This window comes from Syntrophorhabdales bacterium, from assembly GCA_035541455.1.
Classification (GTDB): domain Bacteria; phylum Desulfobacterota; class Syntrophorhabdia; order Syntrophorhabdales; family WCHB1-27; genus JADGQN01.
Genome location: DATKNH010000116.1, coordinates 74168 through 87880 on the forward strand (window position 1 = coordinate 74168; position 13713 = coordinate 87880).

Annotated in this window: 16 protein-coding genes; 2 read left to right on the plus strand and 14 right to left on the minus strand. The window is 53.9% G+C overall.

Going from position 1 to position 13713, the window contains the following annotated elements; translation table 11 throughout:
• Window positions 1-20: 20 nt before the first annotated feature.
• The 9 genes from VMT71_12260 to VMT71_12300 all read right to left on the minus strand — a co-directional run bounded on the left by VMT71_12260 (window position 21) and on the right by VMT71_12300 (window position 7747).
• Window positions 21-707: a TVP38/TMEM64 family protein gene (locus VMT71_12260; protein ID HVN24738.1), complete on the minus strand. Its 687-nt coding sequence runs from the start codon at window positions 705-707 to the stop codon at window positions 21-23.
• Window positions 704-1468 carry a DUF3047 domain-containing protein gene (locus tag VMT71_12265; GenBank protein HVN24739.1) on the minus strand — a complete coding sequence of 255 codons (765 nt, stop codon included), beginning with the start codon at window positions 1466-1468 and terminating at the stop codon, window positions 704-706. Before VMT71_12265 ends, VMT71_12260 begins: the two co-directional genes overlap by 4 nt.
• Before the next feature lie 122 nt (window positions 1469-1590).
• The gene (locus VMT71_12270; GenBank protein ID HVN24740.1) at window positions 1591-2160 is read right to left on the minus strand and encodes a nitroreductase family protein; all 570 of its coding nucleotides are present in this window, start codon (window positions 2158-2160) and stop codon (window positions 1591-1593) included.
• 243 nt (window positions 2161-2403) lie between these two features.
• On the minus strand, window positions 2404-3186 hold the full coding sequence (locus VMT71_12275) for a Sir2 family NAD-dependent protein deacetylase (GenBank protein ID HVN24741.1): 783 nt from the start codon (window positions 3184-3186) through the stop codon (window positions 2404-2406).
• Window positions 3187-3252: 66 nt separating this feature from the next.
• On the minus strand, window positions 3253-4797 hold the full coding sequence (locus VMT71_12280; GenBank protein HVN24742.1) for an acetolactate synthase large subunit: 1545 nt from the start codon (window positions 4795-4797) through the stop codon (window positions 3253-3255).
• 237 nt (window positions 4798-5034) lie between these two features.
• A complete protein-coding gene (locus VMT71_12285; protein HVN24743.1) occupies window positions 5035-5514 on the minus strand; it encodes an NUDIX domain-containing protein in 480 nt (159 codons plus the stop codon).
• A gap of 14 nt (window positions 5515-5528) precedes the next feature.
• On the minus strand, window positions 5529-6266 hold the full coding sequence (locus tag VMT71_12290; protein HVN24744.1) for an SDR family NAD(P)-dependent oxidoreductase: 738 nt from the start codon (window positions 6264-6266) through the stop codon (window positions 5529-5531).
• Between the two features lie 120 nt (window positions 6267-6386).
• Window positions 6387-7403 (minus strand): c-type cytochrome, encoded by a 1017-nt coding sequence (locus VMT71_12295; protein ID HVN24745.1) that lies wholly within the window; start codon window positions 7401-7403, stop codon window positions 6387-6389.
• Window positions 7403-7747 carry a DUF488 domain-containing protein gene (locus VMT71_12300; protein ID HVN24746.1) on the minus strand — a complete coding sequence of 115 codons (345 nt, stop codon included), beginning with the start codon at window positions 7745-7747 and terminating at the stop codon, window positions 7403-7405. The genes VMT71_12295 and VMT71_12300 overlap by 1 nt, the downstream gene beginning before the upstream one ends.
• 210 nt (window positions 7748-7957) lie before the next feature.
• Here VMT71_12300 and VMT71_12305 point away from each other — a divergent pair, with 210 nt between their 5' ends.
• Window positions 7958-9115: a PatB family C-S lyase gene (locus tag VMT71_12305; protein ID HVN24747.1), complete on the plus strand. Its 1158-nt coding sequence runs from the start codon at window positions 7958-7960 to the stop codon at window positions 9113-9115.
• Here the strand turns inward: VMT71_12305 and VMT71_12310 are convergent.
• A complete protein-coding gene (locus VMT71_12310; GenBank protein ID HVN24748.1) occupies window positions 9112-10776 on the minus strand; it encodes an FAD-binding protein in 1665 nt (554 codons plus the stop codon). The genes VMT71_12305 and VMT71_12310 overlap by 4 nt on opposite strands.
• Window positions 10777-10803: 27 nt before the next feature.
• The gene (locus VMT71_12315; protein ID HVN24749.1) at window positions 10804-11382 is read right to left on the minus strand and encodes a phospholipase D-like domain-containing protein; all 579 of its coding nucleotides are present in this window, start codon (window positions 11380-11382) and stop codon (window positions 10804-10806) included.
• Window positions 11383-11516: 134 nt separating this feature from the next.
• Here VMT71_12315 and VMT71_12320 point away from each other — a divergent pair, with 134 nt between their 5' ends.
• Window positions 11517-12176, plus strand: a complete 660-nt coding sequence (locus VMT71_12320; GenBank protein HVN24750.1) for a DUF3047 domain-containing protein — start codon at window positions 11517-11519, stop codon at window positions 12174-12176.
• 39 nt (window positions 12177-12215) lie between these two features.
• On the opposite strand, the gene VMT71_12325 is transcribed toward VMT71_12320, so the two are convergent.
• From VMT71_12325 to VMT71_12335, 3 genes are all read right to left on the minus strand, one after another.
• The gene (locus tag VMT71_12325; protein ID HVN24751.1) at window positions 12216-12818 is read right to left on the minus strand and encodes an HD domain-containing protein; all 603 of its coding nucleotides are present in this window, start codon (window positions 12816-12818) and stop codon (window positions 12216-12218) included.
• Window positions 12815-13336, minus strand: coding sequence for a shikimate kinase (locus VMT71_12330; protein HVN24752.1), 522 nt, complete (start codon window positions 13334-13336; stop codon window positions 12815-12817). Before VMT71_12330 ends, VMT71_12325 begins: the two co-directional genes overlap by 4 nt.
• 80 nt (window positions 13337-13416) lie before the next feature.
• Window positions 13417-13695: a hypothetical protein gene (locus VMT71_12335; GenBank protein HVN24753.1), complete on the minus strand. Its 279-nt coding sequence runs from the start codon at window positions 13693-13695 to the stop codon at window positions 13417-13419.
• Between the last annotated feature and the right edge of the window lie 18 nt (window positions 13696-13713).

Genomic DNA, 13713 nt, shown 5'->3' on the forward strand with positions numbered 1-13713 from the left:
GTATGGTGGAACGACTGAAGTTATCGAACCCTTTTGGCGCGGATTTTCTTCAGAACCAGGGGAACAAGCGTAAGCACGGCGAGCAGCAAAAAAGCGATCACTATTCTGCCTCCCAAGAGATCCCTCACCGAATGTAGTGTCCCCAATTGACTTCCCGCGAAGGTGTAGACAATGGAGCCTGGCAGGATCCCGAGGGCCGTGGTCCAGACAAATGTCCGGAGGCCTATATTCGTGAGCCCGGAAAGCATGTTGATCAGGAAAAAGGGAAACACAGGGATGAAGCGGACGCTAAGGAGGTAGAAGTGGCCATTCTCTTCAAATTCCCGGTTAAAGCGGTGCAACTGACTTCCATATCTCTTCTGAATGGTGTTACCGAGAATGTAGCGAGAAAGCAGGAATGCACAGGTGCCACCCAGTGTAGCCCCTGTAATTACATACACGACTCCCGGGAAGAGATGGAAAAGAAAGCCTCCCGATAAGGTCAAGACCGTTGCACCAGGCATCGAAAGCGCCACGCAGACCAGATAGAGACAGATAAAAACGAAAGATGAAAAGGAGTAGTGATTGCTGATGAACTGCTCAAGCAGGTCCTTGTGCTTGCGCAGGTTCTCGACCGTGAAGTACGCGTCGACACCGGACCACCTGATCGCGATAACAATGCAGACGAGAACGCAGGCAGCTACGATCTGCGCCCGATACCTCCTCACCGATAGACCTCAACAAAACTGACGAAGGAGACTGCCTTCTCAGCGGTATTGTCAGAGTCGCTCATGATGCCCAGGCTTGCCCTTGCCGGAGGATCGGTACCGAACATTCTCCTGTAGTCCTGCAGCGCATCGACTTCTTCTTCCTGCCACGTCCCCGCTTTCAAAGTGCCGCTCTGCAGCGCCACTACTTTGACTTTGTCAGTGCGCGGGCTCGTGATAAAGGGCGTATTCCAGGTCGCGCTCGACCAGACGTAATTAATTGCACTGTGCGGAGGATATTCACCATAGATGATTCTTGCCAGTCCATACTTGATCTTATCAGCCGCCCCCGCTTTCTGCGGGTCATATTCGAAGAGAACATAAATCCTGATGGGGTAATCATCAGAGGCTTTAGTCCGCCCGTCTCCTTTGTCATATACGTTGCTTATTTTCCATCTCCAGCGGACTTTAGGGTAGTCATACACGTTAAAGCTTTCTCTGTACAGAAGACCCGAGGCTGAAGCCTGGGTTTCTGCACGCAGGTAGTGCTCGCCATCCTTTGATTCGACGCTATAAAGGCTATGTTTTTCTATTTTTGGAAAGTGAAGTGGTTTCCATTTATCGAGGTTCCTGAAATCATCATGAAGCAGTACTTTTCTCTCTTGGGCGCCTGCAGGTGGACTCCAGCAGAGATAAAGCATCGATACGAAAAAATGGGAAGCCAGCAGTGCGATTGCAAAGAACTGGAACCATGGAGACCCCCGCATTGCTATACAGCGCATATGCTCTTTCTCTTTCCTGGTGAGCCTTACAGAACTCGTGAGAGAACTGCCTGGTAAGCTTAGTGATTTCGACAATCCAAGTCAACATCCTACATACAGGAATGAGTGATGATTATAGAGATTCAGAGATCGAGGATGATCTCTGATAGACTGCGCTTGGGCACGTGATGCACGCTCTTTTCATCGCGCCAATACCGGATGTCTCCGTTTTTCACTTCCTCCAGCACCACGGTTTCATTCGGGTAGCCAAAGGCTATGGCGAGCATGATGTCGTATTTTTCCGGGATATTGAGCGCAGCCCTCAGTTTTTCTCTCTGAATGTTGGCAATCATGCATCCTTGTAATCCCAGCTCAACCGCTGCAAGCAGCATGGTCTGGGCAGCGATGCCGTCGTTGCAATAGTAATTTCGGGTGATTTCTCGGTCGCCCAGGATAATGATATAGGCAGCCGGCCGTTCGCCTTCTTCGGGCCCGGGCCATTCCTTCAAATATCCGGCCCACGCCAGGTGAGGAAAAATGAGGCTATTCTTTTCAGGTGTGCTGGAAAGAATGTACTTGAGTGGTTGTAGATTTTGCGCGGACGCTGCGTAGCGCGTCAAGTCCACAAGCTGCCTCAAGGTCTCATGCGCCACCGGTTTATCCTCCTGAAACCTCCTGTAACTCCGGTTTGCTTTGACAAGATCTGCCAGCATGATAACCTCCTGAAGGCCGACCGTCGCACATACGTGCGACTGGGAAGACCGTTCCCTCGGATCAGGTCCGGGGTCACTAGGACAACCGCCCTTTTGGGCTGGGACGCCCGTTCAGCTGCGCCGAACTAGGACGCAAATTCAAGAAGTGATCGTCTGTCGTTCATTGCATCGTCCGAGCCGAAGGCGATCGTCCATCGTCTGAGTGAGCATAGCGAACGATCGTCCCAGCGAAGCGGTCTGTCATTATGCCAGTCCCGTTCCCACTCTTTTTCTCACAATTTCCAGTGTTGCCGCCATCACCGGGCCGGCCTGTCCGCGGATTACAAGATCAGCGATATCATCCAGGGGCGTCTCGTCGCGGTTGACAATGGTAAGCTTTGATCCGCCCCGTTTTGCAACCACAGGCATGGAGGCAGCCGGCTGGACCACGAGAGATGAACCAACCACAATGAAGAGATCGCATGCGGCAGAGCGCCTGTATGCCTCTTCTGTTTCGCGTTCCGGCATGGCCTGGCCGAAGGAGATGGTCGCCGGCTTGAGCAATCCTTTGCACGAGTCGCAGCGCGGTGCCTTCTCGCCCTCGCTGATCCGCTTCTGGATCTCGTCGCGGTCGTACCGTTTCTTACAGCTCAGGCAGGAGACATACATGGCCGTGCCATGAAGCTCAATGATTTTGCTTTCTGAATTGCCCGCCTTGTGATGGAGACCGTCTATATTCTGCGTGATTACACAGTCCAGCTTGCCCAGCAATTCCAGTTCGGCGATGGCGAGGTGCGCCGCGTTGGGCTGGGCTTTCTTCATCGGTTCATACATTTCTGTTGCCATCTGCCAGTACTTCTCCCTTGAGGCTTCGCTGGCAAGAAAGTTCTGGAAGTAGAAGTCTTCCGGGTTGTAGCGATCCCACACGCCTCCCGGGCTTCTGAAATCGGGTATCCCCGATTCGGTGCTGAGGCCTGCTCCTGCAAAGACAACTACCTTTTGTGCTGCTGCAATCCATGCGGCAGCTCTATCGATCAGTTCTTTCATATCTCCCCCGATCTCGTTCTCCGGCGTCTTCATCACAGATAATTACATCTGCGACAAATATCACCGTTATGTCAATACCATTTCAATGAGCCGCGGTCCCGGCTCCGCCAGACTGATGCCGAGCGCCCTCGCGAGCGCTTCCGCTGTGTCAACGGAAACAGCAGGAACACCAAAGCCGCGCGCAAGACTTACCCAGTCTATGGGCGGTGCCTTCAGGTCCGTGAGTGCTCGTGCATTATTTCCGTAGGACGCAATGCCTGCGCGGGAAAGTTCAAGCTGTAGAATCTTGTAACTCCTGTTGGAACAGATCAAGGTAGTGACGTGCAGCCCCTCCCGCGCCTGGGTCCAGAGAGCCTGTGCCGTGTACAGAGCGCTTCCGTCCGCCTGAAGGTTGATTACCGGTCGTTCAGGGCACGCAATAGCGGCGCCTGTGGCGCACGGCATGCCGTAGCCGATAGAGCCGCCTGCAATGGTCATAAAGCTGTGCGGAGGAGAGGACACAGTGAGGGGATAATACGTGAACCCGCTGGTGATACCTTCGTCCACAATGATTGCATATTCCGGCTGGAGACTTGCAAGCGTGAGGCATGCTTTCTCCGCTGTAAGTGTACCCTCGGGCAATCCGGAGCGGTTGTTGTGTGGTTCGCTCATAGTCACGCGAGCGGGTGCATCCAGCGCAGCCGCCAGCGCAATGAGCGCCTCCACCGGGTCGGCTTTCTTGGTGCAGAGGTGGATCTTTTCCTGCGACTCGCTCAGGATATGACTTCTGACACCGGGATAGCCAAAGAATGTGACTGGCTCATGCGCAGCGACAATCACGACAACATCGTAGCCAGCCATCAGTGAGACCGCCTCTTCCGGGAAATAGGGTATACGCTGCACGTCGGGTAGACCGGAACCGCGTTCCGTGCAGGAGAAAAAGCTTGGCGCAAAAAGATCAGCTCTGCAGGCTGCGCTGATGCGCGTAGCCGCATCCAGCCCTGGTCTGCTCAGAGCCCGACCGTCAAGGAGAAGGGCGGGTTTTCTCGCAGCGCGAATGCGCTTTGCTGCTTTCTCGATAGCATCTGCGTCGATCGGATCAAAGGCAAAGCCAACGTCTTCTGGCTTTCTGTCCTCGACTTCAGCCATTTGGACATCGTGAGGAACGATGAGGCTGGATACTTGCCCAAAGAGTGACTCGTTGACCGCTTCACTCACATCGTGTGAGAGCGTCTCGACGGATCGGTTGCTGCGCACCCAACCAGACACAGCGCGGGCCAGGCTTTCTATGTCCATTGCAAGGGGTGGATCAGCACGAAGGTGCCAGGTTGCGTGCTGACCGATGACGTTGAGAACAGGTGTAGCAGCTCTTCTTGCATCGTGCAGGTTTGCAATGCCGTTGGCGAACCCCGGACCGAGATGCAGGAGCGCCATGGCAGGCCTGCCAGTCATTCTGCCGTAACCGTCAGCCGCGCCTGTGCAGACTCCTTCGAACAGCCCAAGGACAGCTCTCATGCCCTTTACCGAGTCAAGCGCCATCACGATCGGTATTTCCGTAGTGCCCGCGTTGGCGAAACAGACTTGGATGCCCCGTTCCTTGGCGGTTCTGACCAGGAGTTCTGCCCCGTTCACGACGCGCCTCCGAAGGTGTTGCAGCTGAAATGGAGAAGAGGGAAGATGGAAGACCGTCCGCCGTAACGGACTGGGAAGACCGTCACGTCTTTGGCGTGCCTAAGAAGGGTTAATCTTAACAGAGCTCCCGTTATATTCTTTCTTCCTTGCATTTATCTTCCATCTTCGCAGCCCGAAGGGCGATCTTCTCCCCTTCGGGGACTTCGCCTCTTACCAGCGAAGCGGTCTGCGGTTCAATCACGCTGCTTCCGGGGGATCGGATTCAAGATTACGGAGAAGTTCGTCCAGAAAATCGATCTGCCCTTTAGTAATCTTTTCTTTGGCGGTTTCGATGTTGAACCAGTCGGCCCGGTCAACCTCGGGAAATTCCTGTTGCTTGCCCGATTGAGGGGGCCACTCGAGCAGGAAGGTATTGCTCTTGATGTTTCTGGTGTCAAGATCCCCTTCGAAGCCCCACGCGTGAACGATTTTGCCGCTCGGCTGTTTGATGCTGCCGAGGCGTATGAAATTGCCTGTTGGCAGAAAGCCTGTTTCCTCCTCAAATTCTCGCCGAGCCGCTTTCAGCGCATCCTCATCCTCTGCAAATTCTCCTTTCGGTATCGACCAGGCGCCGAGATCTTTTTTGGCCCAGAAGGGACCTCCAGGGTGCACGAGCAGGACCTGGATGGATTGGCCTCGTTTACGATACATGAGGAGGCCTGCACTCTGCTTCACCATCTTCAGAAAACCTCTTAAATACCCCAGCCACCCGAAACTGTTATGGTTGTTCCGGTTATGTAGGATGCATCATCGGATGCAAGAAACGCTATCGTCCGGGCCACTTCTTCCGCTTCACCGATCCTGCCGAGCAATGTTTGCTCCAGGATGGGAATCTTGTACTTCTCCGGCATTTTTTCTATGGTAGGAGTCCGGATGAGCCCTGGTACCACCGCATTCACGGTCACGCCATCAGGTCCGCCCTCACGCGCCGCAGTCTTTGTCAGCCCAACGATACCGGCCTTCGCCGTGGAATAGGCCACTTCTCCCTTTGCACCGGAGAGACCGTATACGGAGCTTATGTTGATAATGCGCCCCCATTTTCGGGCCCTCATGTCAGGAAGCAACAGTTTGATGAGCATAAAGGGAACGCCCACGTGAATCCCGAGCACAGCGTTAAAACGGTTTCTGTGAGTTTTCGAGGTGACACCAGGCTTATCAAAACCCGCATTATTCACCAGGATGTCGACCGCTGTTTCTTTTTTTATGTGTTCAATCAGTGTTTCCAACCGTCTGGTATGGGTCAGGTCGATCACGTGCGCTATGACGCCACAGCCCTCTGCCCTGAGAGCTTTAGCAACGTGTGGGAGAGTATTTTTGTTCTTGTCGAGCAGCACGAGGCTTGAGCCCCTGCTGGCAAAGACTTCTGCGCAGGCTTTGCCGATTCCTTGCCCTGCTCCGGTTATCAACGCAGTGCGGCCGGTGAAGTCCATAACTCTGCCTTTCATAGGTGATGTGAATGTAGAGATGCCTGCGCCTAATTTTATCCAAAACACTCTGAAGTTACAACAAATTATCGGTGCGGTCGGGTTTGGACGGCAGCATCGATTGACCTACTGCGCGTTCAGGAAGGCGATGATATCTATGACCTCGTCATCCTTCAGTCTTTCTTTGAATGACGGCATTTGTTTGTAGGGGCACCGGAGCTGTTTGAAAATATTCCCGGGTGTTGATGGCCAATCGCCGACGGGGAAGGTTGTGCGTTTCAGCAGTCCCTTCAGGCCGGGCCCCACGATAGTCTCTGTCCCGCTTACTGTGTGACAGCGTTTGCAATTGGCCTCAAAGAGCTCTTTTCCTTTTGCGATACTTGCAGGATCAGTCTTCGGCGCGACTGCGGGAATCGTGACGTCACACGTGGGGACCTCTTTCGCCGGTCCCATTGTCTTCATTATATACTCACGCAATTCGCCGGCCTGTGTGTCTGATATTCTCGACGGAGGGAAGGGTGGCATGACGCCACGGGCGCCATTATCCATTTTAGGATCGCGTATCCATCGGATAAACGTCTGGAGGTCTTTGTAGTCGTCTGAGCCTCGCAATTCTGCATCGGGCGCGACTATGTTCGTGCCGTATGGGTGGCACCCGCTGCAATTAGCGCGGAAAAGTTTTTCTCCTACCCGGAACTCTGCAGGCGCAACAGGAACTCTGCCGGAAAAGACAAGCTCGCCCCCGAAAAAGCCGAGACCTAGTACCGTAAGCGTGCAGAGGGTGTACATGCCTGCGACACGTGCCGATGTTCTCTCGTCGGCCACCCCTGCCCGAAGCGAAATAGCGGACAAGACGAGGAGAATCGCTGCCAGCACCAGTTTAAACTTTATCGGCCTAAGCCAGCCGCCGGCGTAGAAGTGCTGCCAGTCCATGTACCCTAAGAATGCGGCGACGAACATGGAAATGAATGCGATGAGCATACAATACCGTGCAGCCCGGCCGGCAGACTGGGAGCGGAACAGAAATGATACCAGTCCCAGCAGAAAGGCTCCAATCACCAGCCCTACAGGCACATGCGTGAAGGGCGGATGCACGGGATGGAGATACCCGATGCTTTCGAGGAGTTGATAGAAATGTTCCATTATCTCGCTGCGATTATCTCTTTGAGCACAACGGCGTTGTTGTGCTCCGTATCCTTGGCTGCGTAAAGAAGCGTCAGCTGACCCCCGCGGGCCTGACGCCTGAGTTGCTCGACCAGTTCACGTTTTGTTTCCAGCTCTTTCTTGTATCTTCTCTTGAACTCGACCCATTTCGCTGGATCGTGGCTGAACCATTTCCGCAGATCATCACTGGGTGCAATCTCCTTCATCCAGTCGTCGACGACTTTCGGATCCTTCTTCACTCCTCTGGGCCAGAGGCGATCTACGAGTATTCTTTTGCCATCCTGCCGAGTAGGAACGTCATAAACTCTCTTTATCCCAACCATTGAAATCCCTTAGCACCGACTGCCGGGACCCTCCACATCCGTGCGATCTATGGTTAATTTATTTCTGTTTCCTGGTTTGTCAAGATGATACCCGTGAGAAATGTGTGTTCCTCGCTCCCGCACTAATTTGTAAAATCATCAAAGAAGAAACTGTGATAGAATTCAACCACGTGACAGGAACGAAAAGAAGATGGAGTAAGGATCTCAACGATGAAATACGATTTCGACCACGAGACAGGGCGCAAAGGCAGTGATAGCTACAAATGGCAGAAATACGGCGATGATGTCATCCCTCTGTGGGTGGCAGACATGGACTTTGTTTCGCCGCAACCCGTCATTGACGCGCTTCGTACGAGAGTTGATCACGGTGTGTTCGGCTACACGCGTGCTCCGCGTGATCTTACTCTTATCATCCAGGAACGGCTGAAACGTCTTTATGGCTGGGAGACCAGAGAAGAGGATATTGTCTACCTGCCCGGTGTGGTATCGGGGCTCAACCTTGCCTTTCAGGTCTTCGCAGGACAGCAGGATGCCGTTCTTGTCCAGCCACCCGTCTACTCTCATTTTATGCGTGATCCTCTCCTTCGCGGCCGCAATGTGATTGATCCGCCGCTGATCGAAAAGAATGATACCTACGGAATCGATTTCGACGCATTTGAAGAGTCGATCACGGATCGCACGAAGATATTTATTCTGTGCAATCCTCACAATCCGGTGGGCCGCGTCTTTACCAGGGAAGAACTCGAGAGGCTTGCCCACATCTGCCTGCGCCACAATGTGCTCATCTGTTCGGATGAGATTCATTGCGACCTCGTCTTTCCGGGGTTTCGGCACACACCCATTGCAACGCTTGGCCGCGAGGTGGAGGAGAGAACCGTGACGCTCATGGCTCCCAGCAAAACGTTCAACGTGCCGGGCCTCGGGTGCGCCTTTGCAATTATCAGGAACGAGGCCCTGCGCGGGATGTGGGTCTCGGGAAGCCAGGGGCTGATACCTCACGTGAATATCATGGGGTTTACAGCTGCTCTCGCAGCATACAGGGACGGGCAGGAATGGCTCGACCAGGTAATCTCTTACCTGGAGGGGAATAGAGATTTTCTGATGCAGTTCGTGAGGGAGAAGCTTCCCGGCCTGCGCATGAAGAGGATGGAAGCAACCTATCTCGCCTGGCTGGATTGCAGGCAGAGCGGTATTCCCGGTAACCCCTTCGACTTTTTTCTCGGAGAGGCAAAAGTGGCGTTCAACGATGGAACTGAGTACGGAAAGGGAGGCGAAGGATTCGTGAGGCTTAACTTCGCTTGCACCAGAAGAAGATTGGCTGAGGTACTCGACCGCATGACGCAGGCTCTGCAGCAGATAAAAGTCTAACTGGGTATGTCCTTCCACGCGACATGGGGGTTGCCTTCAATGTGCTTCACTGTGAGCACCTTGTTGTTATATAGCGGGTCTGTGTAGGGATAATCACTTCTCTGGAACATGCCTCTCGATTCTTTTCTTTCAAGGGCTGCGACGAAGACCAGTTCGCCAAGATCATACAGATTGCGGACCTCCAGGCAGCGGATCAATTCCCAGCGGTTTCTCGCCAGGAGAGTCTCGTCAAGCTTCTTGCGAAGCCTTCTCAGGTGCGCGAGACCGGCAGCCAGCGTCGCCTCTGATTTTATCGACCCGGCATAATCTGCCAGCGTGTGCTGCAGCGCGAGGTTTGCATCACGCCAGTCGTGTCCACGTTGCCTGGTCTGCAGTTGGGTGATCAAGTTTGCTGTTGAGTCTATCTTTTCGTTGATTGCGTTCTGCTCGGGTTGTGCAAGGGCTGAAGGATGCTGGGCGGCGTATTGGCACGCGTATTCCCCGCTGAGCCAGCCGAAGACCGCCGCACCAGAGATGCTGAAGGTGGACTCATCGCCCGCGGTGAAGAGTCCTGGTGTGCCCGTCTCTGTCCTTTCATTAGTCCAGATCCGGCCCAGGTAGCGCAGCTCGTACGTGGAGAACTCGATTGCATTCTTTCGCAGGTCGACACCCTCTTCCCTGAGGTGTTCGAGAAGCCCGATGTTCCCTTCGTTGATGAGGGCCTGCCTGAGATAGGCGAAATCACCCTCGGACAAGCCCGTACAATCCATGTAGACCGGCCCTCTGCCTGTCTGCTGGTAGCGCTCGAATATCTGCTTGTCCACCTCTATGATGATGTCGCCGAACCTAATATCCGGTTCCTGCAGATACTTGCCAATGGGCTTTCCTTGTGGGTCTCTGCAGACGCCTGCCCAGGTGCCCTGGCCGCTCCGGCAGTAATTCTTGACGCCCGCATGCCTGCTGAAAAGCTCAACATTGACCAGGTCGGCACCGGCGCGGCACGCCATGGCCCGCCCGTCCCCTGTCTCTGTGAAAGGGCGCTGATTATTGCCCATAACCTCGGGAGTGAGCCCTGGATAAAGGCGTATGGTGGAGCCGGTTCCGAGGATCACACTCTTTGCCCGGAACTCAATGAGGCGATCGTGCCTGGTATCCGCCGCAAGCGCACCGGTGACAGCTTCGGGTCCGCCGAGCAGATCAAATACCATAACTCTATCCATGATGCGGGCGCCCTTCTTTACAGCCTGCTCGAGCAGGACAGACTTCTGATTTGCGCCCTTGTACTTGAGATGCGTCATGACCCTCCCGGGAAACGAGTGGCCTGAGAAGTGCCACTCCCCGTCATGTTTCATGGGGATACCCCAGCTGTCCCAGAGCTTGACTATCTCGAACGAATGCTCGAGCCACGTGCGCACCACTCTCGGCCCGAGATTCGATGTCATGTTGCCGAGCTGCGTGATCATGCATTCTTTGATGAATGCGTTGATGTCGGGACCGTGGTACTCGGGTATGTAGCACCAGAAGTGGTCGTTGCCGATGCGTCCTGCACCGCTGTATTTCGTCGCACCTTTTTCAGCCACGATCACTCGCGCGCCCGATTCGCGGGCGCGAATGGCGGCCATGAGGCCTGCAATGCCGCCGCCTATGCACAAGACGTCGGTTTCAATCGTTTCTCTCTGCATCGGGATACCTCTTGAGGACTGTTCGCGCTACTTCAGCTCTTCGTAGGACTTAGAATCGTTCCACATTCTCTCAAATGCGTTTTTGTATTGCTCCAGAATACGTTTGTCGACGCCGGCGGGAATGACCAGGAGATTCTCTTCATCCACTATGGTGCCCAGAGGGGTACGCGTCTCGGTCGAACCGTAATCATAGCTCCCGACCACCAGGTACTCGTCGTTCACCATGCTTGCCTCCAGGCGAAGCGCGCCGGAAAAGCGATTGATCTTTATAGGGATGCCGTGCAGTTTGAGATTGTACATTGCCACCTGGTCTCGCTTGGTTTCCAGCTTTCTCCGGTCACCTATCATTCGAACGTCGACCCCACGTTGCTTCGCATCGATCAAGGCCTTCGCCAGCGCGGGGTGGGTGATAGATGAGGTCACAAGCCAGATATACCCCCCTTTTTGAGCTTCTGCGTGGAGAGAGACAAGTATCTCTTCCAGGCCGCCGTGCTCCCGTGAAAAGTAGAGCGACATCCGATCGGAAGGAGGAACTGCATTGCTTTGCGAAAGAGCGAGAAGCAAGAAAAGAACGGCGATAATTGAGGCCCTGCAGATCGAATGCACGGTGCACCTCCTTAAGCTTTGTCTGCTTTCCAACATTATAGTAAATTGGGGACGGCAAGGCAAAGACGCGCGACAACAGTCGGAATGGCTTCCAGGGCTTGCCGTCAGGCAATAGAATGCGTTACGATGTGCCCATGAAGATCTTAATGGTTACCCTGAGCGTTCTGCTCTTTTTTGCGCAAACCCTTTTTGCCCAGCCGCCCTTTCGCATAACCTTCGAACAGGACGAGGTGGGGAAATTTCCCTCAGGATGGCGTGCCAGAGACGACGAAGAAGGAGTCAAGGTATATTCTGTTCAGGCTGAGAATCAGAAGAAATTTCTGCGTGCTGACGCACGCGGATTGTCGGTACAGATCAGTTACGAGAAGAAATGGGATATGGGAGATTACCCGATAATGCGGTGGCAATGGAGAGCGGTCATCTTTCCCGAGGGATCAAATGAGCAGGTGAAAAAAGGGAACGACAGCGTGCTCGGCGTGTACGTTGTTCTCAGCGGTCTGCCTTTTGTTAAAGCCCTCAAATACATTTGGAGTGATACGTTGCCCGTGAGCACAGCCTTCAATTCTCCTTATTCAAGCGGAGCCAAGATGATTGTTATCCGGAGCGGCCGGGGCCAGGCTAACGAATGGATCACCGAGGAGCGGGATGTACTCTCAGATTATCAGCACTTCTTCGGAAACGATAAGCACCCGAAGGCCATCGGAATCGGGATTCTGACCGATGCTGACAATACGAAGTCCAGAGCAGTGGGCGATTACAGCGAGATAGCAATCCTTCCCCGCGGCGCGAAGTAACAGACTGGTTTGCCGTTACATTAATGAGGGCGGCTGACGTTATTGGCCTGCTTCCAGCCTGCGCTGTGCCAATTCTGCCCTTGCAATCTCCTTGGATACCGGCAGAAAAAACCACTCGTCGACGAGGCGCTCGAGTCTGGCAGCGCCTTCCAGGGGTGTGGAACTGAAGAAGGGTACCCAGGATGCAAGATCCTTCGCGTATCGCGTCAGCTTGTCCGCATCTCTTACGATCTGATCGTTGATCGACAGAGCAGCATGCCGGGTATCGTGGCCGTCTATGATCTGGAGAATTTCAGCTGTTTTCGATGGGTCGTAATCTACATCCCTGAGAACGCTTGCCGCTATCTTTGCGCCCTCCTGTTCGTGCATTCGCGTGATATGCCTTTCCTTTTGCGGACCCCAGGCACGTGAGATAAGCTCCTCAGAGAGTGAGTCATACCCTGTGTCGTGGAGTATAACGGCAGGGATGACGATATCTCGGTCGCCTCCTACGATCTCAAGCAGTCTCAGTGCAAAGGTTATTGCAGAGCGCGTGTGATACTCGTTATTTCGTACGGTAAGATAAGGCTTCGCGAGCTGGAATATCTTGCCCTCGGTGCCGTTCAATGTATTCTCGGCACCGGCATTCTGCTGTCTACTCATTCTTCTGTATACCTCCTCAACTCCTCCATAATACGTGCGCAGACCTCTTCGTGCGTCAGGTTCGCGCAAGATACAATGACATCAGCGTACTTTTCGTACAAAGGGCTGCGTTCTGTATAGAGGTCGGCGAGAGTCTGATCCTGCCGCTTGGCGAGTCCCCTTGTTTCAAAATCGCGAACTCGCGATACCAGCGTGGTAAGGTCTGTTTCGAGAAAGAAAACCAGTCCTTCCAGTTTCAGATGCTCCATCGCCGCCGGGCTGTATACGGCGCTGCCACCCGTGGCGATAACGTGATTGCGGCAGTCAAGGCTGAGTAGAATCTCCTGCTCTATCCGGCGCAGGGCCATGTAGCCGTCAGTGTCGACTATCCCCTGCAACGAGCGGCCCCGGGCTGTCTGAACAAGAACGTCCGTGTCGATAAACCCATGAGACGTGCGTTTCGCGAGTAGTACACCTACCGTACTCTTGCCCGAACCCGGCATGCCTATGAGAACGATGTTCGATTTTTGTCTGGTCATAAATCTTTGCGGATGGAGCTTACTACAAAGGTTGGAAAGAATTCAAACAGCAGCCCGGAGAGCCCGTGCAATGCCTCTGGTCACCTGACAGGCGCTGGTTGCGTGTACGGAGTTGGCCTTGGCGGCTGAGGGGGCTGAACACCCCGTCCATCTATCATGACAGGCATGTTTCTGAGCATATCCCATGCCCGTTCCTTATCTCTTTCCTGTGCGTCTCTGTTACTGTTATCTGAGCCTATCGTATAGACAGTCTTGTCTTTGTCCTGTTCAACCTTGATGGTGTCTTGCGCGGCGAGAGGAGAGTGCCAGCCAGACGATGACAGGAAGAGTAAGCTCAGAAGAAATATCAGTATCAGCATCAAGACTTCACGTTTTGT

What these genes read in the sequence shown, in the direction of transcription:
- VMT71_12335 (HVN24753.1), bottom strand. Translation starts at nt 13,695, where the DNA reads ATGCTGATACTGATATTTCTTCTGAGCTTACTCTTCCTGTCATCGTCT.
- VMT71_12265 (HVN24739.1), bottom strand. Translation starts at nt 1,468, where the DNA reads ATGCGCTGTATAGCAATGCGGGGGTCTCCATGGTTCCAGTTCTTTGCA.
- VMT71_12310 (HVN24748.1), bottom strand. Translation starts at nt 10,776, where the DNA reads ATGCAGAGAGAAACGATTGAAACCGACGTCTTGTGCATAGGCGGCGGC.
- VMT71_12300 (HVN24746.1), bottom strand. Translation starts at nt 7,747, where the DNA reads ATGGTTGGGATAAAGAGAGTTTATGACGTTCCTACTCGGCAGGATGGC.
- VMT71_12305 (HVN24747.1), top strand. Translation starts at nt 7,958, where the DNA reads ATGAAATACGATTTCGACCACGAGACAGGGCGCAAAGGCAGTGATAGC.
- VMT71_12295 (HVN24745.1), bottom strand. Translation starts at nt 7,403, where the DNA reads ATGGAACATTTCTATCAACTCCTCGAAAGCATCGGGTATCTCCATCCC.
- VMT71_12275 (HVN24741.1), bottom strand. Translation starts at nt 3,186, where the DNA reads ATGAAAGAACTGATCGATAGAGCTGCCGCATGGATTGCAGCAGCACAA.
- VMT71_12320 (HVN24750.1), top strand. Translation starts at nt 11,517, where the DNA reads ATGAAGATCTTAATGGTTACCCTGAGCGTTCTGCTCTTTTTTGCGCAA.
- VMT71_12325 (HVN24751.1), bottom strand. Translation starts at nt 12,818, where the DNA reads ATGAGTAGACAGCAGAATGCCGGTGCCGAGAATACATTGAACGGCACC.
- VMT71_12290 (HVN24744.1), bottom strand. Translation starts at nt 6,266, where the DNA reads ATGGACTTCACCGGCCGCACTGCGTTGATAACCGGAGCAGGGCAAGGA.
- VMT71_12330 (HVN24752.1), bottom strand. Translation starts at nt 13,336, where the DNA reads ATGACCAGACAAAAATCGAACATCGTTCTCATAGGCATGCCGGGTTCG.
- VMT71_12285 (HVN24743.1), bottom strand. Translation starts at nt 5,514, where the DNA reads ATGGTGAAGCAGAGTGCAGGCCTCCTCATGTATCGTAAACGAGGCCAA.
- VMT71_12270 (HVN24740.1), bottom strand. Translation starts at nt 2,160, where the DNA reads ATGCTGGCAGATCTTGTCAAAGCAAACCGGAGTTACAGGAGGTTTCAG.